The 25,840-nt window shown below is 70.8% G+C and carries 22 protein-coding genes; 10 read left to right on the top strand and 12 right to left on the bottom strand.

The window, feature by feature from the left end:
- Positions 1 to 34: 34 nt before the first annotated feature.
- Positions 35 to 712: an IS630 family transposase gene (locus tag NAEX_RS29770; protein WP_096325584.1), complete on the top strand. Its 678-nt coding sequence runs from the start codon at positions 35 to 37 to the stop codon at positions 710 to 712.
- Between the two features lie 439 nt (positions 713 to 1,151).
- Here the strand turns inward: NAEX_RS29770 and NAEX_RS29765 are convergent, their stop codons facing one another.
- The 3 genes from NAEX_RS29765 to NAEX_RS50875 form a co-directional block, all read right to left on the bottom strand.
- Positions 1,152 to 1,784, bottom strand: a complete 633-nt coding sequence (locus NAEX_RS29765; protein WP_096330866.1) for an MIP/aquaporin family protein — start codon at positions 1,782 to 1,784, stop codon at positions 1,152 to 1,154.
- A gap of 391 nt (positions 1,785 to 2,175) precedes the next feature.
- Positions 2,176 to 2,679: a hypothetical protein gene (locus NAEX_RS48470; RefSeq protein WP_143141570.1), complete on the bottom strand. Its 504-nt coding sequence runs from the start codon at positions 2,677 to 2,679 to the stop codon at positions 2,176 to 2,178.
- Positions 2,680 to 2,743: 64 nt separating this feature from the next.
- On the bottom strand, positions 2,744 to 3,484 hold the full coding sequence (locus NAEX_RS50875) for a hypothetical protein (protein ID WP_170135311.1): 741 nt from the start codon (positions 3,482 to 3,484) through the stop codon (positions 2,744 to 2,746).
- 7 nt (positions 3,485 to 3,491) lie between these two features.
- On the opposite strand from NAEX_RS50875, the gene NAEX_RS52325 reads away from it, so the two are divergent.
- A complete protein-coding gene (locus NAEX_RS52325) occupies positions 3,492 to 3,806 on the top strand; it encodes a hypothetical protein (RefSeq protein ID WP_177326090.1) in 315 nt (104 codons plus the stop codon).
- A gap of 539 nt (positions 3,807 to 4,345) precedes the next feature.
- Positions 4,346 to 5,185, top strand: coding sequence for an STAS domain-containing protein (locus tag NAEX_RS29750; protein WP_096330864.1), 840 nt, complete (start codon positions 4,346 to 4,348; stop codon positions 5,183 to 5,185).
- Between the two features lie 238 nt (positions 5,186 to 5,423).
- Here NAEX_RS29750 and NAEX_RS29745 read toward each other — a convergent pair whose 3' ends face one another.
- The gene (locus NAEX_RS29745) at positions 5,424 to 6,080 is read right to left on the bottom strand and encodes a hypothetical protein (RefSeq protein WP_143141569.1); all 657 of its coding nucleotides are present in this window, start codon (positions 6,078 to 6,080) and stop codon (positions 5,424 to 5,426) included.
- 884 nt (positions 6,081 to 6,964) lie between these two features.
- On the opposite strand from NAEX_RS29745, the gene NAEX_RS29740 reads away from it, so the two are divergent.
- From NAEX_RS29740 to NAEX_RS29720, 5 genes are all read left to right on the top strand, one after another.
- Entirely contained in the window at positions 6,965 to 9,253 is a 2,289-nt protein-coding gene (locus NAEX_RS29740) for an ISL3 family transposase (RefSeq protein ID WP_096330862.1), read from the top strand.
- A gap of 104 nt (positions 9,254 to 9,357) precedes the next feature.
- Positions 9,358 to 9,867 carry a hypothetical protein gene (locus NAEX_RS29735; protein ID WP_177325894.1) on the top strand — a complete coding sequence of 170 codons (510 nt, stop codon included), beginning with the start codon at positions 9,358 to 9,360 and terminating at the stop codon, positions 9,865 to 9,867.
- Between the two features lie 218 nt (positions 9,868 to 10,085).
- A complete protein-coding gene (locus NAEX_RS29730; protein ID WP_096330861.1) occupies positions 10,086 to 10,892 on the top strand; it encodes a hypothetical protein in 807 nt (268 codons plus the stop codon).
- A gap of 741 nt (positions 10,893 to 11,633) precedes the next feature.
- Complete coding sequence (locus NAEX_RS29725; protein WP_096330860.1) at positions 11,634 to 14,024, top strand: PhoX family protein; 2,391 nt, start codon at positions 11,634 to 11,636, stop codon at positions 14,022 to 14,024.
- 12 nt (positions 14,025 to 14,036) lie between these two features.
- Complete coding sequence (locus NAEX_RS29720) at positions 14,037 to 15,734, top strand: hypothetical protein (protein WP_143140392.1); 1,698 nt, start codon at positions 14,037 to 14,039, stop codon at positions 15,732 to 15,734.
- A 186-nt stretch (positions 15,735 to 15,920) separates the two neighbouring features.
- Here NAEX_RS29720 and NAEX_RS29715 read toward each other — a convergent pair whose 3' ends face one another.
- The 4 genes from NAEX_RS29715 to NAEX_RS29700 form a co-directional block, all read right to left on the bottom strand.
- Positions 15,921 to 16,190, bottom strand: coding sequence for a hypothetical protein (locus tag NAEX_RS29715; protein WP_143140391.1), 270 nt, complete (start codon positions 16,188 to 16,190; stop codon positions 15,921 to 15,923).
- A gap of 688 nt (positions 16,191 to 16,878) precedes the next feature.
- Positions 16,879 to 17,394, bottom strand: a complete 516-nt coding sequence (locus tag NAEX_RS29710; RefSeq protein ID WP_096330857.1) for an SRPBCC family protein — start codon at positions 17,392 to 17,394, stop codon at positions 16,879 to 16,881.
- Positions 17,391 to 17,735, bottom strand: a complete 345-nt coding sequence (locus tag NAEX_RS29705) for an ArsR/SmtB family transcription factor (protein WP_096330856.1) — start codon at positions 17,733 to 17,735, stop codon at positions 17,391 to 17,393. Before NAEX_RS29705 ends, NAEX_RS29710 begins: the two co-directional genes overlap by 4 nt.
- A gap of 148 nt (positions 17,736 to 17,883) precedes the next feature.
- On the bottom strand, positions 17,884 to 18,660 hold the full coding sequence (locus NAEX_RS29700) for a nuclease A inhibitor family protein (RefSeq protein WP_096330855.1): 777 nt from the start codon (positions 18,658 to 18,660) through the stop codon (positions 17,884 to 17,886).
- A 653-nt stretch (positions 18,661 to 19,313) separates the two neighbouring features.
- Here NAEX_RS29700 and NAEX_RS29695 point away from each other — a divergent pair.
- The gene (locus NAEX_RS29695) at positions 19,314 to 20,024 is read left to right on the top strand and encodes a hypothetical protein (protein ID WP_096330854.1); all 711 of its coding nucleotides are present in this window, start codon (positions 19,314 to 19,316) and stop codon (positions 20,022 to 20,024) included.
- Positions 20,025 to 20,233: 209 nt separating this feature from the next.
- Here NAEX_RS29695 and NAEX_RS29690 read toward each other — a convergent pair whose 3' ends face one another.
- The 4 genes from NAEX_RS29690 to NAEX_RS29675 form a co-directional block, all read right to left on the bottom strand.
- Entirely contained in the window at positions 20,234 to 21,616 is a 1,383-nt protein-coding gene (locus NAEX_RS29690; protein ID WP_170136104.1) for a pectin acetylesterase-family hydrolase, read from the bottom strand.
- A gap of 213 nt (positions 21,617 to 21,829) precedes the next feature.
- Complete coding sequence (locus tag NAEX_RS29685) at positions 21,830 to 22,666, bottom strand: Kelch repeat-containing protein (protein WP_100792858.1); 837 nt, start codon at positions 22,664 to 22,666, stop codon at positions 21,830 to 21,832.
- Positions 22,579 to 23,217, bottom strand: a complete 639-nt coding sequence (locus NAEX_RS29680; RefSeq protein ID WP_096330851.1) for a hypothetical protein — start codon at positions 23,215 to 23,217, stop codon at positions 22,579 to 22,581. Before NAEX_RS29680 ends, NAEX_RS29685 begins: the two co-directional genes overlap by 88 nt.
- 33 nt (positions 23,218 to 23,250) lie before the next feature.
- Positions 23,251 to 23,763, bottom strand: coding sequence for a DUF2127 domain-containing protein (locus NAEX_RS29675; protein WP_096330850.1), 513 nt, complete (start codon positions 23,761 to 23,763; stop codon positions 23,251 to 23,253).
- Between the two features lie 143 nt (positions 23,764 to 23,906).
- Here NAEX_RS29675 and NAEX_RS29670 point away from each other — a divergent pair, with 143 nt between their 5' ends.
- On the top strand, positions 23,907 to 25,766 hold the full coding sequence (locus tag NAEX_RS29670; protein ID WP_100792857.1) for a flavin monoamine oxidase family protein: 1,860 nt from the start codon (positions 23,907 to 23,909) through the stop codon (positions 25,764 to 25,766).
- Positions 25,767 to 25,840: the final 74 nt, after the last annotated feature.

Genomic DNA, 25,840 nt, shown 5'->3' with positions numbered 1-25,840 from the left:
GCGGTATCCACCACAAACCCTGAAGAGCCAAAAAATGTGGTGCGTTCCTCAGATCGACGAGGAGTACGTCGCGCGGATGGACGACGTCCTCGACACCCTGGCGCGACCAGCCGACGCGTCGGAGCCGGTCGTCGCTCTGGATGAACGACCGGTCGTGCTTCGAGACCCCGCTCGACCTGGCCGGCCAGCCTCACCTGGCCGCATGGCCCGTCAAGACTATGAATACGTGCGGCGCGGAACCGCAAATGTCTTCTGCATCGTCGAACCCAAGGCAGGGCGCCACCTGACCTATGCGACGCCGAACCGCACGGCGAAGCAGTTCGCTCGGGCTCTCCGCAAGATAGCTCAACGATATCGTTCGGCGCGGACAATTCACCTCGTCATGGACAATCTTAACACCCACCGCCAGAACTCGTTATGCACCGCTTTCGGCGATGACGCGGGGCGCGAGCTTTGGAGCCGGTTTACCGTGCACTATACTCCCAAGCACGGGAGTTGGCTCAACCCTGCCGAGAACGAGGCGAGCTTATGGTCACGTGAATGCCTTGGACGGCTTCGGATCGGCTCTCTCTCCGAACTGCGCCGTCGAACGTCTCTGTGGAACAAGGACGCCCACCGCCGGCGGCGGAAGATCACTTGGCGGTTCACCAAGGAGCAAGCCCGAGCGGTGTTCAGAATCAGCCAGATCACTACGTCGCGGTCGGAGCACTAGTTCTCTCGAGTCCGTCCGCGGCTCTGTCGCCTCCCCCATCGGCCGGCGCGCTGGCGGCGACGGTCCCAGGCCCGCATGCCGAGGCCCCGACGATCACCAGCGCGAGGGCGATCGGCGGCTCCGGGATCGACGCGCCAGCCACGTACCAGCCGGTCCCGACTTGGACAACGTCGTCCGTCGGCCGGGCCGTGGAAGGGCTGGCCGCGGACGGGTGAGTCAGGAGCACCGCCGCGGCGCGAGGACCCGCACGAGGTACACGCGGCGCGCGCCAGGTGGCCTCCCGACCAGAGCGGCGTTATCGGGCCCGGTCGTCACGGGTTCACGCGACATCGGGGCGACGACGCGGGCCGAAAGGCGCAGCGATCTTCGCCGATACTGTCAGCACCGACGTACCTGTCACCCCGCATTCGCGCAATGAACACGGGGGCGCTGGCGGCGCTCAGGCGTTCGTGCGTGGGTGCTGGAGGTGATAGACGAACGTCGCCAGCAGCGCGCCGCCCAGCGGTCCGACGAGGTAGAGCCACGCGTGGCCGACCGACTTGCTGCCCATCGCGGCCAGGGCTGAACCGAGGCCGACGGCCGGGTTGAACGCGCCGCCCGAGATCGAGCCGCCGGCGAACGCGGCGACCACGATCGTGAAGCCGATCGCTAGGCCGTAGAACGAGTTTTTCGCGACGGCGTCGTCGGTCGCGACGTTGAGGACCACGAGGACCAGGGTGAACGTGAAGATCGTCTCGACCAGCAGGGCGGGCGTGTGGCCGACGTTGCCGGGCGCGACCAGGAACACTTGCTGCGTCACGACCGGGGCCAGCGCGGCGGCGAACGTGGCCCCGGCGAGCTGTGAGCCGACGTACCCGAGCGCTGCCGGCGGCGCGAGCTTTCCGCGCAGGAAGATCGCCAAAGTTACCGCGGGGTTGTAGTGACCGCCGGAGATGTGGCCGCCCATGTAGACCATGCACATCAGTGCCGCGCCGATGACGAGCGGGGCCAGGGCGCCGGCGTGTGCGACCGCCAGGGCGATGCTGAAGACGAACAGGAAGGTGCCGGTGAACTCGGTGACGTAGTTCTTCATGATTGTTCATAGGACACGGCTCGACTCCCCGGCGTCACTCGCGAAGAACGTGAGGCGACGCGGCGAGGTGACCTTGACCGCGAAGCAGTTCCGCCAGGCCCCTCGTCAGGCGACGACCGGCCGGCGCGACGCTCAAGAGTGAAGATCGACGTGCCCCGTTGCGATCCAACAAACTTCTGCTCGTACCTCCCGGGATTCCCCACAAACATGTGCGTGGGCGCCCGCCCAGCGCCCGCCCACGCCCACTCGCTCGCCCTCACAGACAAGCCGGCCGCTGAAAGGCCGGCTGCCGAACGTCCGGATCCACGGCTCCGATGCACTGCCGAGATTTCGGGCATGCGCGAGGCTTTCGTCGTAGAGATGCAGTCCTGCGACCCCGAGCGCCTGATCTTCATCGGCATCGCGGGATCGGGTCGGCGACATCGCGTCTGCTCCGCGTCACCGCCAGGCGAGCGATCGGGGCTGCAAGATCGCCAGATGCCCGGCCCTCCGCAGCACGATCTCCGGCTCGCCATCGTCGTCCAGGTCGACGGAAGTCGCCGCTGGCCAGCCGCTCGTAGGGTGGCGCCGCCCTCCTCGCGCTCCCGCGCCGCCGACGCCCGTGCGGCCTCACATCCCCCTCTCCGCCTGGGAGGAGTTCCGCCGCTCGGCGGCGCTCCACCCGCTGCGTGACGACGTGTGGGTCGTCGAGGGCGACATCCCCGTCCACGGCGAGGTTCTGCGCGTCGTCGCCCTCGGTGCAGTCGGCGTCGAACTCGGGCCGGTAGATGAGTCTATTCGCGGTGGTGAGGCCGTGCGGCCAGAGCACCTTCACCATGCTCACACGCTCCACGGCGTCGCCGGTCGGGCCGCGGCGCACCTCGCGGTAGCCGAGCTTTCGGTTCAGCTCGATCACGCTGACGTTCGCGGCCTCCGTGTGCGTGGAGACGAAGTCGACGCCGCGTGCTCGCGGGAACCCGTCACTTGCGCAGACGGAGCTTGCCCGTGAGACCGGTCAGCGTGATCTCCAGGCCGTCCATGGTTGTCTGCTGGAAGACGATGTGATCGGCGTTGTTGAAGTCGATAGTGATCTGCTCGCCCGCGTTGGCCACCGTGACCATCCCGGCCGGGAACGAACCCGGAACGTCCATCAGCGGCGACTCCCCGGTCGGCGCCAGCTCCTCGTTCGACGACTCGGTGACGTTGATGACGCCGTTGACGATGATGTTGTGGATCATGTCCATCATACCAGATACGGCCCCGGACTCATGATCGGGGATCGTGAACGGGAAGCCGGCCATGAATGCGTCGAGCCCCGTGAGCACGAGGTCCTGGATGACGAGCTTGACGGTGAGGACGAGGGGGATCTCGCAGGTGAGCTCGGGAGTATCGGCGAAGGTGAGCTGCGCGGCGAAGATCTTGGCAGTGCCCTCGTCGTCGAGCATGACCTGAACATCGCCTCCCGTAGCGATCAGACTGACCGGGAACTCGCACCCGATCCCCATCTTCGCGCTCGCCGTTGAATCGAGCTGGTTGAACTCGGGCGGCGTGCCGTCGGCGATGGTGAAGGAGAGAGGCGCGTCACACACGTTGCCGACGCTGTTGCCGTCGAAGTCGAGCTGGTTCGGGTTGGCGGCGCAGCGGCAGTTGTCGTCCTTGTTGGCGATCGTGTCGCCATCCTCGTCGGCGTCGTCGGCCGGGGCCTGGCAGTCGCCCGGCATCACTCCCGTGGTAGTGCTCGTCGCCGGGTCGGTCGTCGTCGGCGTGTCCGTCGTCGTGGTCGACGTCGTCGTGGTCGAGGTCGTCGGCGTCGAGGTCGTCGGCGTGTCCGTCGTCGTGGTCGTCGTCGTGTCGTCGGTGGTCGTCGACGTGTCGGTCGAGGTCGTTGTCGAGCCCGATGCCGAGGTGTTGCCGTCGTCGCCGCACGCGGCCACGACGAGGATCAACGAGGAAAGCAAGGAGAGTTGCAGGCGGGAGAGCATTCCTGACTTTTATCACAAGCCCGCCGGCGACCACCGACGAGTCAGAGTACTCATTTCGTGAAGATGGATGCAGGTATCTTCGAATGTGGAAAGCGCGCATCCAACCACCTGTCGGCGAATCACAGGCGATGCGGGTCGAGGACATGGCCCGAGCGACATGCGGCGAGGCGCGCGCCGGGGCAGCTCAGCGTGCGCGCGCGGATCGAGGACCGGCAGCCCGAGCTCGACGACGACGACACGCTCGATGGTGCGTGCCCTGGAGCTCGTGTCCCCCAGAGGAGATGCAGTCGTTCGCGCGCGCCGGCGCGGACTGACCCGCGCCAGATCATGCCAATGACGGTGCCCTCGCGGATCCGCCACGGGTCTCCATGGAATCTCATCCTCGATCACAGTGATGTGCTCGGACGGGACGCTCCCAGGACAAGCCATGTGGACCTCAGTGCGAACGATCCCCTGCTGGGGAACCACAGGCAGTTGGGTGAGTCGGGGTGCGCTCGACGGCCAGGGCTGCATATTCGTCGGCACATGTCCGGGTGAATGGCCGCAATGCCCGCGCCGTAGGACGAACTGCGTACGACCTGCCGCCGACGCGAGCTTCACATGGCGATCAAGACGGCTCCGAGTCGGAATCGTGACCTCGTCGCCTGTCGTAACGCTGCTGCCGAGAGGCGGCCTGGCGCGGCGGCGCACGGAGCAGACGTGCGCTCGCTATCTGCGCCGGGTTGTCGATGCAGTGAAGAGCTGACCATGCGAAAACGACTCCGACCCAGCTTGCACGCGGCCGACGACGAGCTCGATCACGCCGGCGTCGGCAGCCGGCGCCGCGAGTTGCTCGGTCACCTCGACGAAGCTCGCCGGCGCTGGCCCCGTCGCGTCCGTGCTCGCCAGCTTCGACTTCCACCACGTCAGCGTCCGCTGGTTGATGTCGCCAGCGGCAAGCCCACGCGCATGGTCGGGATGGAGATCGACATCATTGAGCGCCGGCTGGCCGAGAACCAGCTCGCCGAGCAGTCGCAGCGGTTGATGGACCTCTCGACGCCGATGATCCCGATCAACGACCGGGTCGTGGTGTTGCCGCTGGTCGGCGCCATCGACGCCAAGCGCGCCGATCAAATGCTGTCGACGCTGCTGTGCGGCCCGGCGCAGAACCGCGCGCAGGTGGCGACTCTCGACATCACCGGCGTCAGCACGATCGACTCGCACGTCGCCGCGGTGCTGGTGAACGCCGCGCGAGCCGTCCAGCTGCTCGGAGCGGAGGTCGTGCTGACCGGTATGCGCCCGGAGGTCGCCACGACCCTCGTCGGGCTCAACATCGACCTCGGAAACATTGTTACGCGGGCGAATTTGCGATCCGGGGTCGCGTATGCGACCTCTCAGGAGCAGCGCGGGCCTGTCCTGATCGTCGCTCGACCGGGCTCGCGCCGGTCTGTCCCGAATTAGGAGAGACAGCGACGTGCGATAGCCCTCGTGCCAAGGGTACGTCCATCGATCGCCGAGCCGCCGCTGCGACCGGTGTTCATGGCGACGTGTGGCGTCACGCCGATCTTGCGGCGCGTGCGTGTCGTTGCCGCTGCGTGCGCGGCGCTGAAGGACCTCGCGCCGGTGTTTGTGCCCGGGGCCCGTCCGCCGCTCGATGCCCGGCTCCCAGGTCCCGCCGCGTCCGGCGGGCTCCGCCTGCTCATCGGCGGATGTCGACGATCCAGAGGTACGGTCCGCCGGGCCGTGCGATGAAGGGCGTCGGCTCGACGCGGTGACCCGTGACCGTCACGACCTTTCCGCGACGGGCCGTCCTGCTGACGCGCGCGAGACGGTAGGAGGTGCCGCGCTCGTCGACGAATACGAGCATCTTCTCGCCGGCGAGCTTGGTGCCCTCGGGGTACGTGAACATCTCGAAGCGCCCGGAGAGCGTCTCTTCACCGTGGATCTCGACGAGCGACGGACTCTCGAGGAGGTTGTCGGCGCCAACCTCGACCAACTTCATCACGGTCACGCGCAGATGCTTCATCGCGGTGGTCTGACCCGGAGGCTTGTACGGCGTGCCTTCCACCGTCACGCGGCGGTCGCGGAGTTCGTGAAAGGGTGAGTCGGCCCGAGAGGTAACGACCCATCGCGTGCCGTCGTCCTGCTCGACGAAGGCGCCGCGGAACGGCTCCCCGTCCCCCGACTGGGGCTCGGCGACGCGAACGACGGCCTCGAATTGCAGGGCAATGCGAGCCTCCACAAGCGGCGGCGGGTCCGGCGGACGTTGCGACGCGCACGCGACGAGGCCCAGCGCGAGCGTGGCGAGGGCCATGGCGTGACAGAGGGCCAGCTTTCGAAGGAGCCAGGGGGTCATGCGGCGACCTGGCCCGCGCGAAGGCCGGCGAACACGTGGGATAGGCGAGAGGTTCGCGGGTCCGTGGCCCTACGGAGCCGCTCGCGGGGGTGACGGGTGCGGGGAAGAGGGAGCCATCGAGCCGGCATGTCGGGGTGCCGAGAGGGGACATCCACCAGCGAGCTCTGTCAAGCCCGAGCGCAGGGCGCGAGCATCACACACCTGGCCCGGAGCGCTCTTCTTTGCCGCGCAGAAGCCGGACGCGTGCGCCCCGGGCACCGACTGCCAGCGCGAGTGCCCCGCGACCCCGCCAACCTCGAGCGCCTGCTCCCGGCCGTCCCCGGCGCACCGCTTCGTTCGGGATCGACGGATTCGCGGGGATCTACGGGTTCACAGGGGCGTATGTCGAGCAGCTGTTGACCCGCGACGTCGCGCTGTGGCGGCGGTTCCTGCGCGAGGTGATCGACCCGCGGTTCGTCGGGACGGTGGGGGAGCGGCTGCTCGGCGCTCGCTGACCGGCTGCGCGTGCTGGTTTCGCCGACATGCGTGTACCTGCGCGGATGTCGATCGAGACCAAGGTGTTCTGCCGGACCCGGCCGGTGCTCGAAGAAGAGCTCGAGCCGACTCGTGACCCGCCCGATCGCCTTCGAGGTCGAGCGGACGAGTGCGGCCGACTGGGACGAGCTCCGGCAGGCGGGGTTCCGCGGTGACGAGACCCCGGCGGACCTCCCGTGGGTCGTCCGCTTCTCGTTCAAGGGCGACCGGTACGACGGCTTCGACGCGGCCGGCCCGGCGCTCGCGCGGCGCTGCGGCGGGGGCTCGTCTGGGGCTGGCAGTACCGCAGCGGGAAGGTCCGCCGGGTCGCCGCGCGCCCGGACCCGGGCAGTTGGACGCTGCTCGCGGCGTTGCAGGCGGCGTTCGACCTCGGCGACGACGACGACGAGGCCCGGTGGCGCGTCGAGGTCGGGGGGGCCGAGGAGGGCGAGGACGACGGCGCTGCTGTCGACGTGGACGAGGACGACGACGACGGCGACGACGACGACGAGGATGACGACGATGAGGTCCAGGCGCCGGCGACGGACCGGGGCGGGCGGCCGCACTCCGGCTCCGTGTCCGGGGCGGCGCGCGCCGAGGACAGCGACGAGCCGCGGGACGCCTGGTGGCAGGACGGAGCGGGCACCACATTCGCCGTGCTCGGCGGGAACGGCGAGGCGGCGCTGCGCGACCAGAGCGCTTTCACAATGATCCCGCGGGCGGAGATAGCGAGCCTGCGCGACCGCGCGGTCTGGCCGATCCAGAAGATGCAGGCGCTCGCGGCCGCCGTGACCGATGAAGTCGCGCCGTGGTCGATGGGCTGCTGCGCCGTGTCCGGCAAGCGCCTGGCGATCGCTACGATCGGGGATGTCCGTGCTTATCGTCTGCGGGGGAGTCGGGGGATCGAGCTGCTCACGGGTCCCGCGGCGAGCGCCGAGATCGCGGTGTGGGAGCTCGAGGGCGCCGCGCTCGACATCTTCGTGCTGTGCACGCGCGGGCTCTGGTTCGGGAAGGGCGCGGCGTGGCTCGGGCACATCGGCTGGGGGCTCCTCGAGCCAGCGTGGTGGGTCGGGGCGGGCCGGGACGACCTCGTGTTGGTCGGCGGGAGCTCCTACCTGGCTCGACACACGTGGCAGCCCAGCGCGGCCGCGCTCGAGGTCTGGCGCAGCGACGCGGCCTCGGCGTACGTCGAGAACGACGTGGCGCTGGCGACGGGCGACCTCGACGACGACCACCTGCTCGACTTCGCCGCCGCTGCCCAGGGCACGCTGGACCTGTTCCACGGGCGAGCGGACCGAGGGTTCGAGCGACGCGCGCAGTTCGAGCTCGAGGAGCGCGCGACCGCGATGGTGATCGCCGACGTGACCGGCGACGGGCGCTCCGAGATCGTGATCCACGAGGACACGCACGTGCGCGCGCTCTTCCGCGGCGACGACGGCCAGTACGCGGCAGGTCCGCGCTTCGAGCCCGCCGTCTCGCCGCGCGCGCTGGTGCCGCTGCGGACCGGCCCGAATCAGCCGTCCGAGCACGACCCCGATGTGCCGACGACGTGCCCGGAGTGTGGCCAGGCTGTTCCCCGTCACGATACGCGGACTCGCCGATGGCGGCACCTCGATACGTGTCAGTATCGGACGATCATCGAAGCCGGCGTACCGCGGACGTCGTGCCCGAAGCACGGTACGCTCACGATGCGCGTCTCGTGGGCGAACGGTAGCGCTCGGCTCACCGCGCTGTTCGAGGCGCTGGTGATCGACTGGCTCCGCGATGCGCCGATTGCAGTGGTCGCGGAGCGCCTCGGGCTCTCGTGGGATCAGGTGGCCGGCGTCCAGGAGCGTGCAGTACAACGCGGACTCGAGCGCCGCGAGGTCGCGCTGCCGGAGATGCTCGCCGTCGACGAGACCTCCTTCCAGCGGCGCCACGAGTACGTCACGATCGTGCATGACCCGAAGTCCGCCAGCAAGCGGGTCATCCACGTCGCCGACGGACGCGGCAAGGGGGCCCTCAAGGGCTTCCTGAGCGGCTTTTCGCGCCCAGAGAGGGCTGCGGTCTCCGTGGTCGTCATGGACATGCACGAGCCCTACATTCAAGCTGTCCGCGAGGCCATCCCCGATGGCGACGCGAAGATCGCCTTCGACAAGTACCACGTCGCCGCGCGCCTCGGTCAAGCCGTCGACCACGTGCGACGCGAGGAACACCGCGCTCTCCACGGCCTCGGCGACAACCGGCTCAAGGGCACCAAGTACCTCTGGCTGCGCAACCCCGAACGGATGAGCAAGGAGGTCTGGGACGACTTCGAGGCGCTGCGGACGAGCTCGCTGCGGACGGCCCGCGCGTGGGCGCTCAAGGAGGCGGCGATGGAGGTCTGGGAGCACACCTCGCCGAGCAACATGCGGGACCAATGGGGCATGTGGTACGATTGGGCTATCCGCTCTCGCCTGGAGCCGATGAAGGCCGCCGCGCGCATGGTCAAAAATCACCTCGGCGGCATCATCCATGCAGCCACCGAACGGATCACCAACGCCTCTGCCGAGGGCCTCAACTCGGTCATCCAGAAGCTCAAGTACGTCGCCCGCGGCTTCCGTAACCGCGACCGCTTCCGAGCTGCGATCTACTTCCACCTCGGCGGCCTCGACCTCTATCCTGCCGGGATCACGCGCTGAGTCAGCGGTATCCACCACAACCCCTGAAGAGCCCCAAAAAACCCCGATATCTCCAAGAAACTGGCGTTTTCGAGATTTCGGACATGGCCTGATCCGCCGCGACCTTGACGCGCAAACCACCCGACATCGACGCCGAGACCGTCACCCTCGCCGCGAGCGGCGACGCGGCCGCCGTGGAGGCGATCGTCCGCGGCCTCCAGGGCCCGATCCACGCCATCGCCCGGCGCATGCTGCTCGATCGCGACGACGCCTCCGTCGTCCGCGGCCTCACCCCGGCCGAGATGCAGCGTTATCGGGCGCCCTTCCGCGAGCGCGCCGCGCGGGGGCCCGTGCTCGCCTGGCCGCGCGAGCTGCCGATCGTCGGCGAGCCCGCCGACGTCGTCGCCCGCGTCGAGCGCTACCGCGACGCTCTGTGCCGCTCCGACCTGCCCAAGCTGCTCTTCACCGTCGAACCCGGCGTCTTGGTCCCGCCGGCCGTGGCCGCGTGGTGCCGCGCCCACCTGCCGCGGCTCGAGGTCATCGAGCTCGGCCGCGGCCTGCACTTCGTGCAAGAGGATCACCCGCACTCCATCGGCCGCGGCCTCGCCGGCTGGCTGTCGCGCGTACCCGCGTGATCGCGCCTCGCGCCCGGGGAGTCCAGGAGCGCCCGTGGCGCACCGGCCGACGTTGACCTGGCTCTTCGGACAGAATCACTCGTCCGCCGCGGCCTGCGCCAGCGCCGACAAAAATTTTCAGCGCGAGAAATTGGTCGAGGGGTGGGCGTCACCACTCGAGCGAGGCCCGCCGACGAGGCGAGGGTCTCGCCACCTCGACCTATCAGGACCTACTTGCCATGAAGAACCGCACCCTCTCGCTGCTGGCGCTCATGCTGTTCACCCCCGCCTGTGACGCGCCCGACTCGCCGGCCGTCGACCTGCAGCCGATCGGCGAGCCCACCTGGCAGCTCGTCGACTTCCACCGCTTCTCCGCCCCGGTCGGCACCTCGGCCACCCAGTACGCCGAGGCGCGGCAGACCACCGCGGCCGTGCTCCCGGCCCCCAATCACCTCCCGCACCCCGACCTCGGCATCGGCCCCGGCGCCAAGCACATCGATGCCTACTGGGCCGAGATGGCGGAGGGCATCGCCAACGCCGGCTTCGACGAGGAAGATCCGTTCGTCCCCGCCGACGTGAACGGCGGTAACGGCCTGTTCACCACCTTCATGGCCGTCCCGCGGTTCGGGCACGAGGCCTTCGGCTCCTCGCCCGACTACAAGTTCGGCCCGATCATCTCCCACGACGTCTTCCCGATCCACCTGAGCTCCGACCTGTGGCGCGACGGCACCGAGGTCGGCCTGCACGTCGAATTCGACATTCAGGCGCTCGACGCCATCACCCCCTCCTTTGCCGTCGACGGCCACAGTCACTTCCCGCTGTACCTCTGGTACTGGTGGAACAATCAGGGCACCCCGACACCCGGCGAGTACGCCTGGCACGTCACCATGACCGACGCCACCGGCGCCGGCTGGACCGTCAAGGTCCCGGCCGAGCTCCTCGGCGCGCAGGCCCTCGTGCAGCAGGGCGCCGCCAAGGCCCTGAGCGCCGGCGCCGAGGCGCCCGCCGAGCCCGCGGAGATCCAGGTCGGCTTCGCCGGCGGCTGAGCGCTCGCACGGTGCCTGGCAGAGGCCCGCGGCGTCGGCCTCATGTCCCCCGGGTCCTATGCTTATCCCTCGTCGAAGCCCGACGTCGCGGACCTCTGCCCGGCACCGTATCGCCCGCATCCCGACCGCGCGCGCACCCAGGCGGCACACATGTCCCTTCAGACATGTGTACCGCCGATCGCCGTGACCGCGACGGCGGCCGCGCCCGGTCGCAGCGCAGCGTCAGCGCCCGCAGCGGCGGCTCGCCGCACAGCGGCGGCCACCACCGCAGCCCGCGATCGACCGCCAGCGTCAGGTCCAGCGGCGAATCACCCGCCTGCAGCAGATCCTCCGGCAGCTCGTCGGCGCTCACCCAGGCAGTGTACGCCGGACGGCCGCCGCCGCGTCGGTCCGCGCTCCGCTGCCTGCCGGACGCGCGCGATCTCGCGGCCGAGGTCCGCAGCCCCGCTCACGCACCATGCCCGTGACTCCTATCATTTCAGCATTCATCACAGGCCCGTCCGTCGACGATCCATGGTGATCGATGGATCCTCGATGTCGGCCGCGACCGGCGGCCGCGCCGCTGTCACGAATCGGTGACAGTGTGTCGAGCTCCCGTCACTGAACTGCCCGCATTGTCGCCTGACCTGCGCGGTAGTTGACACGAACGTCGCCCAATCTCCCGCTGGGCGCCGGCCGGGCGCCACTTTCGAGCATTAGCGTCCCCGCGCCGGCGCCTCGATCGACGGCAGGAGACCCTCGATGCCTCGCACTCGCTTCACGCTCCGCCTCACCCTCCCTGCGCTGTGGCTCGGCCTGTTCGTCGCGCCCGCGTGCGGCGACGACTCCGCCGCCATGACCGACACCGCCGGCACCGACAGCGAGCCCGGCGAGCCCGGCGAGCCCGGCCAGCCCGGCCAGCCCGGCCAGCCCGGCCAGCCCGGCCAGCCCGGTGAACCCGGCGAACCCGGCGACCCTGGCGACCCCGGCGACCCTGGCGACCCGGGCGAGCCCGGTGAGCCTGGTGATCCCGGAGAGCCCGGCGATCCCGGCCTCGACTTCGATCGGGCCCCGCGCTCGAGCGTCGTCGCCCTCAGCTTCATCGACGACCTCGGCACCGGCGCCACCGACATCGCCGACTTCGTCAAGACCCTCGCCGGGCAGGTCGCCACCGACACCTTGCCGCCCGGCCTGCAGTTCCCGCTCGCGCCCGCCTCCACCGACACCGTGCGGGTGATCGCCGGCCTGCGTCACAACGTGCTCGTGCGCTGGCTCGACCCGCTCGGCCACGACGACCTGCCGGAGTCGGCGCGGTTCGGCGCCAACAACGATTACATCGCCTACTTCGGCGACGGCTGGAACGACTCGCCGGGCGACGTCCCGCAGTGGCACGGCAGCGGCAGCGGCGCGTGGCTGTGGGTCAACCACGAGTACGTCTCCGGCAGCAGCCCGACCAGCACCTCCGCGCCCGACGGCCAGCACCTCACCTTCGCGCAATTCCTCTACCGCTTGAAGGTCCTCGCCCTCGACGTCGGCGGCGACCTCTGGGACGACGCCTCGCTCATCGCCTACGGCGCCGAGTACAAGCGGCAGCTCGGTGGTTCGTGGCTGCACGCCGTGCAAGATCCGGCCAGCGGCGAGTGGTCGCTCGACCGCAGCCGCCCCGCCGTCCGCTACGACGCCACCAGCGCCACCCTCACCAGGATCACCGGCCTCGCGGGCCTCAGCCCCGACAAGGACGACACCGGCGCCGACCTGCCGGAGGGCGTCGTCGCCGGCATCCTCGGCGACTGCTCGGGCGGTCAGACCCCGTGGGGCACCGTGCTCACCGCCGAGGAGAACGTGCAGGACTACTACGGCGACATGGAGACCTGCTGGAACGGCCAGCAGTTCGTCGCCGGCGCCGGCTGTGACCCCGGCCAGGACATCAGCCTCGACGTCACCGCGAGTGACAGCAGCGAGTTCGGCCGCTCGCCCGACCCGAACGCCAGGCACGCGCGCGACCTCTACGGCTACCTCGTGGAGATCGATCCGGGCGCGCCGGCCGACGAGTACTACGGAAAGAGCACCGCCGGCGTCGGTCACCGCAAGCTCGGCGCGATCGGCCGCGCGCGCTGGGAGAACGCCACCTTCGCGGTCGACGGCGAGTGGAAGCCGCTGGTCGGCGAGCCGCTCGTGATCTACGGCGGCGACGATCGCCGCAGCGGACGGATCTTCAAGTTCGTCTCGAAGGACCCCTACACCGCCGGCATGACCAGGGCCGAGGCGCGCGCGCTGCTCGACGAGGGCGACCTCTACGTCGCCCACTTCGCCGACCTCGACAACACCACCGGCACCGAGCTGGCCGGCGGCGTCGAGCCGACCGAGGCCACTCCTGGCCAGGGCCGGTGGATCCGCCTCTCCGTCGACAACACCACCGACGACGCCCCCAACGCCGGCACCGCCGCCGGTCCGGCCGGCACCAAGGTCGGCGCCGCGCTCAAGGCGACCGACTGGAACGCGATCGGCGGCCTTGCGACCGACGACGACGTGCGCCGGGTGCTGTTCACCGCCTGCAACAAGCTCGGGATCATGGAGCTCAACCGGCCCGAGGATCTCGAGTGGAACCCGAGCGATCCGAGCGGCACCCCGCGGCTCTACGTCGCCTTCACCAAGCACGGCGGCCAGACCGCGCTCGACGGCGACGGCGTGATGTTCGCGCCCGACGAGTACGCCGAGAAGGCGCCCAAGCGCAGCGACGCGGTCGGCACGATCTTCGCGATCCAGGAGGCCGACCCGGACAAGCCGGGCAGCTCACTGACCTTCACCTACTTCAAGGCCTTCCACGGCAGCGAGGGCGACGGGGTGTTCGACGCCGCCGATCCGGACAACCTGGTCATCGACCGCGACGGCGGCGTGTGGTTCGGCACCGACGGCAACTTCGGCGTCAGCGGCCACGCCGACGCGATCTACTACCTCGACCTCGATCCGGCGCACAAGGCGGGCGAGCCCGGCATCGTCACTCCCACGTGGGGCAAGGCGATGCGCGTGGTCGCCGGTCCGAGCGACAGCGAGGCCACCGGTCCGGCGCTGAGCAGCGACATGCGCACGCTGTTCTTCTCGGTCCAGCACCCGGGCGAGGCGGTCTACTCGGCCTGGCCCGGCACCCCGTAGGAACTTCGGGACATGTCACGCATGCACGGCCCCGGCTTCCACCTCGCCTCTGCCCTCGCCCTGCTCGGCCTCGTCGCCGGGCAGTGGTGGCTGTCCGCGCGCGCGAGCTCGGAAGCCGCGGCCGCGCCGCCGCGGGCTCTTGTCGCGCGCTACGACCCGCTGGCCGTCGCGCGCGCCGCCGGCCCGCGGGTCGAAAACGCCGAGGCCTCGATCCCGCCGCAGTGCTACACGCGGACCGGCGCGCACAGCAACCCCTGCTACGCCTGTCACACGGCCTCGCAAGATCCGAACGGCATGAACGACTGGCACTTGCAGGAGGAGTACGCCTTCTCCGACGAGGGCCGCGTCAATCACTGGACCAACCTCTTCGTCGATCGCCGGCCGGGCATCGCCGCGATCGCCGACGACGACGTCCTCCGCTACGTCCGCGAGGACAACTACGGCCCGCTGCGCGAGGCCCTGCAGGGCCGCCCCGACTTCGCCGGCTACGCCCCTGACCTCGACCTCGCCGCCGGCTTTGGCCCCGACGGTTTCGCGCGCGACGGCAGCATGTGGCGGACCTACGCCTACAAGCCGTTCGTCGGCGCGTTCTGGCCGACCAACGGCAGCGCCGGCGACGCCTTCGTTCGCCTTCCGCTGGCTTTTCGAACAGGTCCTGACGGACAGGTCTCCGAGGACATCTACAAGCTCAACCTCGCCGTGCTCGAGGCCGCCGTCGCCGGGCCGGCGAAGCTGCCCGCCGGGTTCGCCTGGCCGACCGAGCCGCTCGACGAGCGGGCCGTCGGCGTCGACCTCGACCGCGACGGTCGGCTCGGCGCCGCCACCGTCCTGCGCGGCCTGCCGACGCACTACTTCGGCGGCGCGGCGCGGCACCCGGTGCGCCGCGGCGTCTACCCCGAGGGCACCGAGTTCCTGCACAGCGTCCGCTACCTCGACCCCGACGCGCCCGGCCTGATGGCCGCGCGCATGAAGGAGCTGCGCTACGCGCGGAAGGTCGACGAGCTCGACCGCTGGGCCATCCAGCGCGCCTACGAGGAGGAGTTCGACAGCCGCCAGGAGGGCCAGCTCCCGCGCTGGCGCGGCTCGCCCGAGGTCGGCCTGCTCGGCGACTTCGGCTGGCAGCTGCAGGGCTTCATCGAGGACGAGCAGGGCCGCCTGCGCCTCCAGACCGCCGAGGAGCACCGCTTCTGCATGGGCTGCCACAACGGCATCGGCATCACCGTCGACCAGACCTTCTCCTTCCCGCGCAAGCTCCCGGGCGCCCGCGGCTGGAAGATCCAGGACCTGCGCGGACTCAGCGACGTCCCCGCCGGCGGCCACGCCGAGCCCGAATACCTCACCTACATGCGCCGCGTCGGCGGCGGCGACGAGCTGCGGGCCAACGCCGAGATGCTCGCCCGCTTCTTCCCCGGCGGCGCCCTCGACGAGGCCGAGGTCCGCCGCGCCGCCCCCGGAGGCGACCGCGACCTCGCCTGGCTGCTCGCCCCCTCGCGCGACCGGGCCCTCGCGCTCGACAAGGCCTACTGGTTGATCGTCCGCGAGCAGTCGTTCACCCGCGGCCGCGACGCCACCCTCGCCCCGGCCGAGAACGTCCACCGCGAGATCGGCAGCAAGGCCACCGAGCTGGCCGCCGCCGAGACCCGCTGGCTCGACGCCCGCCTGCAGCTCGCCTGGCCCGAAGTACAGGCGCTGAACCACGGCGCGCCGTGATCGGCGCGATCCGGCCAGGGGCGCGGACCCGGCCCGAGTCTCCCTTGAAACATGTCTCATGGGGCATGCCTCGTCCGCGTGACCGGCGAGGAACCGGGGGCCCGCCGGGCCCGCGCTCGCCTGCACGCCGCCCGCTCCTCTCGGTCTCTTCAGACATGTCCATCACGACATGTCCCTCGCGCCCTGTCACGGCCGCGGGCAGTCGAGGTGCGGGTTGGGCGACAGCCAGCAGCCGGCCCGGTACACCGGGCCCGGCGGATCGGGCGCCGTCGTCCGCAGCTCGAGCTCGACGTTGGAGCCCTCCTCCGCGCAGCGAGGGTCGAGCGCGTCGCCGGTGCGGACGACGATGCAGCGCGGCGCGCCGCCCTGAGGGACCCACTCGCCGTCCACCCCCGCGCACGGCGGCACCGAGACCCGCCAGTTTTCGAACAGGTTGTCCGCCGCGAAGTCGCACACCACGTCCAGCTCCGGCGTCTCGCGATCGGCGTCGGCGAGGCAGCGCGGGAAGCAGCTCGGACCTAAATGGGCGCTCGCGGCCGCGGCCGCGCGGGTGAAGTCGCCCGAGCAGTCGCTGCCGCAGATCGACGCCGCCGGCGGTCCTCGAGCGTGAACCCGGCGCTGGCCGCCAGCAGCCGCACCGGCGGCGGCGCGGCTATCGTGTCGCTGCAGCCGGGGCCGATCCCGTGCTGGGCGCTGCGGATCGACAGCTGTCGCGCGCGCCTGGACGACTTCGTGGCGGTCGACGCCGGGGTCGACGCGCGCGAGGCAGCCGGGGCGCCCCGTCGACGAGGCGGTGGAGATCCGGCTCTCGGCCGACGCTCCCTCCGGAGATCCGCAGTACCTGCCTAGGCTGAGCGAGGACCCGCCGACGTCGTGCTCGACGGTTCGTATCGAACCGACCTGATCTGGGTCGAGGGCGAGGCGTGCGACCCGTGCGACCTCGAGGGCATCGCCGCGCGAGCGTCGACGCAGGTCTGCAGCACGCACGGCCCGCCCGCGATCCGCCTGCTGTGCGGCCCGATCCCGTGGGACCTGAACCCGTGGGACCGCAAGGGCTGCGTCTACGCCGTCGCCTCCTCCCGCGGTTGCTCGTACCGAGCCACCGCGCCCCCTCATCGCATCCGCGTGCGTCGCGACCGGCGATTCACGCCGCCGCGGGCGCGCCGTGCAGCCCAGCCACGACGTCCTCGAGGCGATTGTACGACACCTGCATGCCGCTCTCCATGCCCGAGTTGATGTGCGCGTCGCGGTGCTCCTTGCACGAGTGCTGGACCAGCGTCCGCATCGTCGTCACGCCGCCGACCTCCTCGAGGGTCACCGTGTTGAGCGCCTCGCCGTCGGGGAAGCCCTCGTACACCTCGGTCGACACCACCCGGCGCGGCCGATCGATCTCGCGGAATTCTCCGTGGAAGCCGACCTCCATGTCCTGGTCGCGGATGACGTAGCGCCAGCGGCCGCCCACCCGCAGGTCGACCTCGCAGACCAGCCACTCCGACGTCGGAAAGCCCCACCAGCGCTTGACGAGCTCGGGCGTGGTCCAGGCCTTGAAGATGAGCTCGGCCGGGTAATCGAAGGCGCGGGTGATGAGGATTTCGGTGTCCGACGGCAGGGTGACGACGGCCGAACCATGGCGAGTGGAAACGATCTTGTTGTTGGTCATGACTGCTTCTTCTCCTGGGAATGGAGCTCGGCGAGGAGGTCGTCGAGCCGGTCGAGACGGGTGTTCCAGGTGCGCTCGAAGGTGCGTACCCAGTCGTGGATGGGCTTCAGCGCCGGACCGTTCAGCCGGTACCAGCGGTGCTTCCCGTCGACCCGCACGTGGACGACCCCGACTGCCCGCAGCACGCCGAGGTGCTTCGACACCGCCGGCTGACTGAGGCCCAAGCGCTCCGCCAGCTCGCCGACCGTCGCCTCCCCGCTGCTCAGGGCATCGAGGAGGTCGCGTCGGCTCGCCTCGGCGACGGCGTTGAAAACGTCGGTGGTCGTGGGCGTGCGAGCCACTTGGACATCATATTCCCATATGGGAATGTGTCAAGCCCGAAAGCGCCGCCGCCCGACCGGAGCCGATCGAGCGACGGGCCTTTCCGGAAAGCCGCGGCCCCGCCCGCGCCGTGGCGCGCGAACGGGGCCTTCGACGATGGTCGGCGGCTCAGCTCCAGCGGACGCGCGCGCGCAGGCCCGCGAGGCTGCCGTCGGGCGCGAGGCCGACGATGTAGACCGGGTGGACCGGGCCGCCCTCGGGGTCGGCGCCGACGATGTAGACCTGCAGGTCCGCGAGCGTCGACTGCATCGCCTGCGCGAGCGCGACGGCCTGGGCGGTCTGGCCGGGCGTGTGGTGGTCGACGAGGCGGCGGAAGAAGTCGGCGGCCGGCTCGATGCGGGCGATCCGCTGGGTCGGGTCGTCGGGGTTGAGCCCGAGCGTGGCGATGAAGCTCTGGGCGGTGAGGGTCTCGAGCTGGGCCGGCGCGTGGAAGCTGAGGAAGTGCTCGTTCGTCAGCTCGGTGCCGTAGTCGTCGAACACCAGGTTGAAGGCGAGCGCCTCGAAGTGGTTCGCCAGCTCCTCGCCGCTGCGCTGGCGGTGGCGCGCGACCTTGACCGCGAGGCGGCCGAGCGGAGGCATCTTGGCCACCTCGTCGGCCGACAGCCCGTTGTCGTTGGTGTCGAACGCGGCCACCAGCTGCTCGCGGGCCGCGACCAGAGCCTTCTCGATGTCGCCGCGGTCGACCCGCTCGCTCGGGTTGCCGTCCTGGCGGACGATGAAGCGGTAGAAGAAGTCGACCAGATCGCGCTCGGCCCCGGTGAGCTCGGCGATCTTGCGCCGGATCTCCGCGCGGCTGGTGATCTTGTCGCGGCCGCCGGCTTCCATGATCTGGGCGGCGGCCCACTCGAACGCTGCATTGACCTCGGACTTGGCGATGCGTGACACGCCGCGAGTGTGCCGGGGAACCGCCGGCCGGCCAAGCGAATTTCGCGGCCGCAGACCCGCCAGGACCGCCGCAGACCCGCACGCGGGCCCGCCCGCGCACGTTCGCGGGCCGATGGCACGATGGATCTCCCACGGCCACCACCGCCCTGTGTCGGGTCGGGTCGGTCCCCTGCCGCGAGCCCGAGGTCGCGGCCGAGGGACCTCCAGGTTGCCGACGCAGCCCCGACCGCAGCACCGACGGCCAGCGTCGCGGCCCCGCGCGCCCGCCTGCCGCGACGATCTCGACCCGGGCTGGCGCGGCGCACCTCGCAGCGCCGCGGGGCTCACGATTCGAGATGTCCTCATCGACATGTCTTTGTCGGCATGCTTTTAAAGGCATACGCACCCCGCCCGGTGTCGAGAACCGGCAGGGTATGGCACCTCTGCCGAGCGCGGGGGCATCCCCGTCATGCGCCCCCGCACGGGACCCTGAAGCCGCCGAAATGCCTCCCCCTCGGCGCCGGCACGCCGTCCGCGAGCCCGCGCCGCCGTCTTGGAGCCGCGGGGTCGGCCGGCTGCGATCGGACCGCAGCGACCGGGACGTGTCTGTCCGAGCGGACAGCCGCCTCACCGGGCGTTGACAGCCGGCCGGCCGATTTGCCACGCTCGCGGCGATGAACGAGGGCACCAAGGCGCTGCGACCGGTGCGAATGTGGGACGCGTGGGGCACGGCCCTCGCGCGCTGCGGCCGCGACCTGCCGGCGCTCCTCGCCGATGCCTCGCCGCGGATCACGAGCCCGCGGCCGCCCACGCGGGTGCGGCTGCTCCTGCGGCGCGGCGGCCAGCACGGGCAGGTGAGCCTGGAGCTGCGGGTCGACTTCGTCGGCGTCCCGCGGGCCGAGGTCGACTTCGACGGCACGGTGTACCGCGAGAACACCATCATCGAGGGCAAATCGACCAGCGAGTGGAGCTCGGTCGAGTTCGGCCGCAAGCACGTCGAGCTGCACGTGATCCACGAGGCCGTGCCGAAGCTGATGGACGCCGTCTACGACCGCTCGACCTTCATGCCGAAGCTGCCCGCGCTCGCCGACATCGCGCGGATCGTCGCCCTCCAGACCGCCTTCGACATGGAGCTCGGCGCGGCCCAGCGGATCCACTTCGAGCTCCGCTACGGCCAGGACGAGCGCGAGGCCTTCTCGCGCATGGGCTTCGAGCTCACCTACGCCAACGGCGTGCCGTTCACCGACGCGGACGAGGCGCGGCTCGAGGCCCGCCAGGGCCCGAACTACAGCTGGCCGAGCGGCGTCGCCTGGCGCCGCGAGGGCGCCATGATCTCCGGCAGCACGGCCAGCTTCGGCGCCAACGCGGCCAAGATCTTCCGCTGAAGTCAGCCGCGACTCCTCGGCTGTCCCGAAGCGCAGGTCCACGTCCTCCCGGCCGCCGAAAACCGGCCCGCGTCACGGCGCCTCGCCGGGCTTTCGAGCCGAGGCCGGCTGGCCGGGCGGCCCACGGCGCACATGAATGATGGGATATGCCCGTCGGGGCATTACCGAACGAGCATGTCTCATGCGGCATGCTCGTTCGGCCATTCACCTCACGGCCCGACGTGGCTGACCTCGCCCTCGATGACCTTTCCGACCCACTCCGACAGCTGGACCCCGTCGATCACCGTGGTCCAGAACGACGGCGAGCGCAGCGCCGTGTGGCCCTGGCCGAAGTTGTAGAGCACCTGGGTCTGACCGATGTAATACGTCGAGGCGGCGTCCTCGTGGTCGGCGCGCAGCGACAGGAGCCCGTCCTCGTACACGTCGGCGGGCACGCTGAGCGGCAGCCCCTCGCAGGTGTTGTACTGGCCGTTGCCCCAGCCGAACGACATAAAGCCGCGGATGATCGCGTCGGCCGTGTTGGAGAACAGGCCGAAGCGGATCTCCGGATAGGCCGTCAGCGTGTGGTGGAGAATCCCGGTGGCGAAGTCGTCGGGGTCGGCGCAGTCCGGGCCGCAGGCGGCGAGGATCGTCTGGTCGAGGCCCCACACCTCGCGGAACGTCTGCTGCAGGCACGGCGGGATCACCTGATTGGACACCGGCGGGCCCGAGTCGTCGATCACGATCATCTGCGGGCCCGGGCCGAACGCGTCGGCCACCTGGGCCGCGTTGAGCCCGGCCCCGAAGCCGCCCGCGCTGATCCCGGTCAGCAGCACCTTCTCGGCGCCGGGGAACGTCGGCACCCACTGCTGCAGGTACCTCGTGATGTTCGTGTAGCCGCGGAAGTGGCGGAGCTGGCCGCCGAGCATCGTGTCCTTGTCGCCGCCGTGGATGTCGCCGGTGCAGTACGGGACGTAGATCATGCTCCAGTCGCGGACCGGGTTGCCCGGGTTGTTGCGATTGAAGATCCCGTCGGGCGGCGGGATGAACGGGATGTTGAACGCCGAGAAGTCGCACACGTCGTTGAAGCAGGCGCCGCCGCCCTCGAGGTAGATCATCACGTTCTTCGAGTCCGGGTTCAGGCTGATGCCGAAGCCGGCGGTGTCGCCGTTCATGCACATCGTGCCCGGCACCTCGAAGTACTGCCATTGCAGCGGCGGCGCGTCGATCGGCTCGACCGCCGTGCAGTCTGCGAGGCAGCCGTCGAACGCGTCGTCGTTGCCGTCGTCACACGCCTCGCCGGGGTCGAGCTCGCCGTCGCCACAGCCGGGCGCCGGCGGCTCGCCGGTCGTGCCGGTCGTGCCGGTCGTGCCGGAGCTCGAGTCCTCTCCGAGCGAGCCGCTGCCGCCGTCGCTGTCCGGAGGCGTGCTGGTGGCCGCCTCGGTCGGGACCCCGCTCCCGGACGTATCCGCGCCCGTCGCCTCCGTCTCGCTCGCGGGCGCGTCCGAGTCGGACGCGTCCTGGCCGGTCGCCTGCGACGCGTCGCCGCAACCCGCGAAGAGGACGCTCGTCGCGCACATCAGGCGCGCGAGGGGAATTGAGAGCCGTGCCATCGGATCCGACCTCCTGACCGGCAGATCTCCGGTCACGCCAGACGATCGTCTCCCGCCGGCGAGATTGCAAGGTGGCGCGCCGCCCCCAGCCCTCCGCAAATGTCGGCCGGCGGACGGCGCTCGTCCTCCGATCATATGTTTCGAAGGACAGCTCGTTGACGGATCGGTCCCGCTCGCGCGGCTCGGATCGTTCGCGGCCTCCGGCGACGCCGGCTACGGGCTCAGGCGGGCGATCCACGCGTCGCGTCCGTCGATCCCCTCGTCCATCCCGTCGGTGACGACGAGCGTGCCGTCGGGCGCCGGTCGGATGCAGCGGGCCTGGCTCGCCCCGCCGCCCGCGCCGGCGATCACCGAGGCCCAGCGCGGCGCGCCGTCGGGCGCGATGCGGCGGACCCATGGCTCGCGCTTGCCGGCCTGGATCGTCGCCCCGGCGAACAGGACGTCGCCGTCGTCCGTCAGCGCCAGCCCGTAGCACAACGCGCCCGCCGCCTCCGGCCCGGCCTCGATCTCGGTCCACACCATCAGCCCGTCCTCGTCGTAGCGGCGGAGGAAGCTCTTCCACGGCACCGGGTCGACCGCGGACTCGTAGCCGCACACGATCACCCCGCCGTCGTCCAGCGCCACCGCGGCGTGCAGGGTATCGGCCTTGCTGGCCGCCCCGTTGTAAAGGCGCGACCACAGCAGGTTGCCGTCGGCGTCGTAGCGGGCCGTCCACGCGTTGTTGCTCTCGCCGGGCGCGGCCTCGTAGCCGGCCGCGTAGATATAGCCGTCGGCGGTCACCGCCACCGCGTTCGTCGCGTCGTTGCTGCCCGCCGCGCCGTCGTACGTCCGCGTCCACAGCACGTCGCCGGTCGGCCCGTACTTGCGCAGCCACGTGTCGTTGCCCGCGCCCTGCGTCGCCGTCGCCCCGCCGATCACCAGATCGCCGTCGGGCGTCAGCACCGCTCCGCTGGCGACGTCGTTCAGCATCGCCGCGCCGACGAACTTCTTCGTCCACAGCGGGCTGCCGTCGGCCGCGTGCTTGCGGACCACCACGTCGTTGCCCTGCATCGGCTCCTGGCGAACCCGGCCAGGTACACCGTCTCGGCCGCGTCGACCACGATCGCGCGGCCCTGATCCTCGAGCATCGCCCCGCCGGCGTAGGTCTGCGTCCACAGCTCCGCGCCGTCGGCCGCGTACTTGCGGGCCCACCGGTCGTAATCGTCGGCGCCGACGCCGACCCGGCCGATGACGTAGATCGAGTTGTTGGCGTCGACCTCGCAGGCAAGCGCCTCCTCGACCATCTTGAGCCCGCCGGCGTGCGTGATCGACCACAGCACCCGCCCCGACGGCTGGCAGTCGGCGTTGCAGCCGTCGCCGTCGGCCGCGTTGCCGTCGTCGCAGACCTCCGGCGCCTGGACCACCCCGTCGCCGCAGCCCGCGCCAGGCCCGGTCGTCTCGCCGGTGGTCGGGTCGGTGTCGGTGAGCGCCTCCGTCGTGGTCGTCGTCGTGCCGCCGTCGGAGCTCGTCGTCACCTCGGGCCCGGTCGAGGTCGCGGCAGGGTCGTCGTCGTCCGGCGCGACGAGCGAGGCGACGAGCAGCGCGGACCTCCCTGCGGACACCGAGCGCCATCACGACATGTCCCATCAGACACCTCACCGCCCCGCGCCGTCACCTTCCGCTCGCCCCCGGCGCAGGCGCCGGATCAGGATCGCCGCCACCGCGAGGTTGAGCGCCAGCGCCGACGCGCCCGTCGCCCGGGGGTGGCGCAGCAGGTGATGGACCTCGAACGGGACGAACGAAAGCGTCGTCACCACCGTCACCGACTCGGCCCAGCGGCGGCCGAGCCACAGACCGACGCCCTCGATCGCGAACAGCGCCCCGTACAGGAACGAGCCGACGCCGAGCTCGGCCAGGCGCCCCGGCGACACGCCGGCGAGCCCCGCCAGCAGGCGCTGCAGTTCGGCCCGCTCGCTGTGCAGCGACAGCGCCGACAGCCACGCCTGGGCGCGCTCGGCGACGGCGGGGCGCAGCAGCTCGAGCGCGCCGAGAGCGACCGTTGCGAGCAGCGCCGCCTTGCCGAACTTGAACAGCGCGATCGCTCGCAGCAGCCGATCGCGTCGCCCGTCCGCTCGCTCGTGACGCCCTCGCCGGTCCGCGCACGTCATCGCGGCCCCCGAGGGTGGCGGACACGGGGCGCGTAGACGCGTGATCGCGGCCACGCGCGCGCCCGCGGCGGGCCGCTTGTCCCGGCGCACAGGCGCGGCCCGGCCGCGCGGCTATGGACAGCACACGCGGGAGGCAGGTGACGATGCTCGGGCGCAGACAGTTCGGCAAGCTCGGTGGATGGTTGGCGCTCGGCTTCGCCTGCGACTTCGACCGCGGCGGCGAGCCGCAGGTCGACGGCGACCGCTGGCAGCGGGCCCTGCAGATCGCCCGCGACCTGCTGCTCGTCGGCCCCGAGGGCCAGGACCTCAAGCTCGAGTACCTCAAGGTCCTGATCGACGACGGCCTGCCGCCGACCGACGCGTCGAAGAAGATCCTCGTCCTCGGCGCCGGGATGGCCGGCCTCGTCGCGGGGCACCTGCTCAAGCAGGCCGGCCACGACGTCACGATCCTCGAGGCCAACGCCAACCGGATCGGCGGCCGGATCAAGACCTTCCGCGCCAGCGAGCCGCAGCAGCCGGCGCCGTTCGCCGACCCTGCGCAATACGCCGAGGCCGGGTCGATGCGCCTGCCCGACTTCCACCCGCTGTCGCTGGCCCTGATCGACAAGCTCGGGCTGACGCGGCGGCAATTTTACAACGTCGACGTCGTCGCACCGAAGCTCGCCGCGGTCCCGCCGGTCCGCTACAAGTCGTTCACCGGCGAGGTGTGGCAGTACGGCGAACCGGTCGCCGAATTCGTCCCGCCCGATCAGGCCCTGCGCACCTGGATCGCCGTCAACGGCCTGCTCGTGCGCCGCGGCGAGTACGTCGACGATCCGGCGCTCGTCAACGAGAGCTTCGGGGTCATGGGCGCCGAGGCCGGCCGCACCGCCGCCGAGATCTTCAACGCCGCGCTCGACCCGGTCCGCGACTACTTCTCCGATCCGCTGCCCGACGGCACGCGGGAGAACAAGCCGACCGCCGAGTGGATCGAGGGCTGGGCCCGCGCGATCTACGACTTCGACAACTACTCGATGGGCCGCTACCTGCTCGAGTACGCGCTGCTGGACGAGGCCACCGTCGACGCGATCGGCACCATCGAGAACGCGACCTCGCGGCTGTGGCTGTCGTTCATGCACACCTTCATCGGCCGCAGCGACATCAACCCCGGGGCCCGCTACTGGGAGATCGAGGGCGGCTTCTGGCGCCTGCCCTACGCGTTCGAGCCGATGCTGCAGGGCCAGCTCGTGCTCGACCGCCGCGCCGTCCGGATCGTCACGAGCGACGGCCACGGCGGCCCCGCCGTCCGCGTCGAGACGGTCGACGAGAGCGGCGCCGTCGGCCCCGAATACACCGCCGACCTGGCGATCGTCACCATCCCGTTCTCGGCCCTGCGCCACGTCCAGTTCGACCCGCCGCTGTCGTACGGCAAGCGCCGCGCGATCATCGAGATGCACTACGACTCGGCGACCAAGATCTTGCTCGAGTTCAGCCGCCGCTGGTGGGAGTTCACCGAAGAGGATTGGCAGCAGGAGCTGGAGGCGATCGCGCCCGGCCTGTACGAGCAATACGGCGAGGCGCCCGCCACCCGCGTGTTCGGCGGCGGGTCGGTGACCGACAACCCCAATCGCAACATCTACTACCCGTCTCACGCCATCCCCGGCAGCCCGGGCGGGGTCGTCCTCGCCTCGTACACCTGGGCCGACGACGCCGCCCGCTGGGATTCGATGCCCGAGGACGAGCGCTACGAGTTCGCCCTGCGCAACCTGCAGGACGTGCACGGCGACCGGATCGCCGCGTTCTACACCGGCCGCGGCCGGACCCAGAGCTGGATGAACGACCCCTACGCCTTCGGCGAGGCCGCGGTGTTCTTGCCGAACCAGCTCATCGAGCTGCACCTCCACACCCGCACCGTCGAGGGCCCGCTGCACTTCGCCGGCGAGCACACCTCGCTCAAGCACGCGTGGGTCGAGGGCGCCATCGAATCCGCCGTGCGCGCGGCGCTCGAGGTCCACCGCCGCTGATCGCGCCGTCTCACGGCCGCCGCACGATCGCCGCCGACCGCCCCCGCCGCGCGAATGGACGCAGGCGGCGGCTC

It is taken from the genome of Nannocystis exedens (genome assembly GCF_002343915.1).
Taxonomy (GTDB): domain Bacteria; phylum Myxococcota_A; class Polyangia; order Nannocystales; family Nannocystaceae; genus Nannocystis; species Nannocystis exedens.
This window is presented reverse-complemented; position numbering and strand designations above follow the sequence as displayed.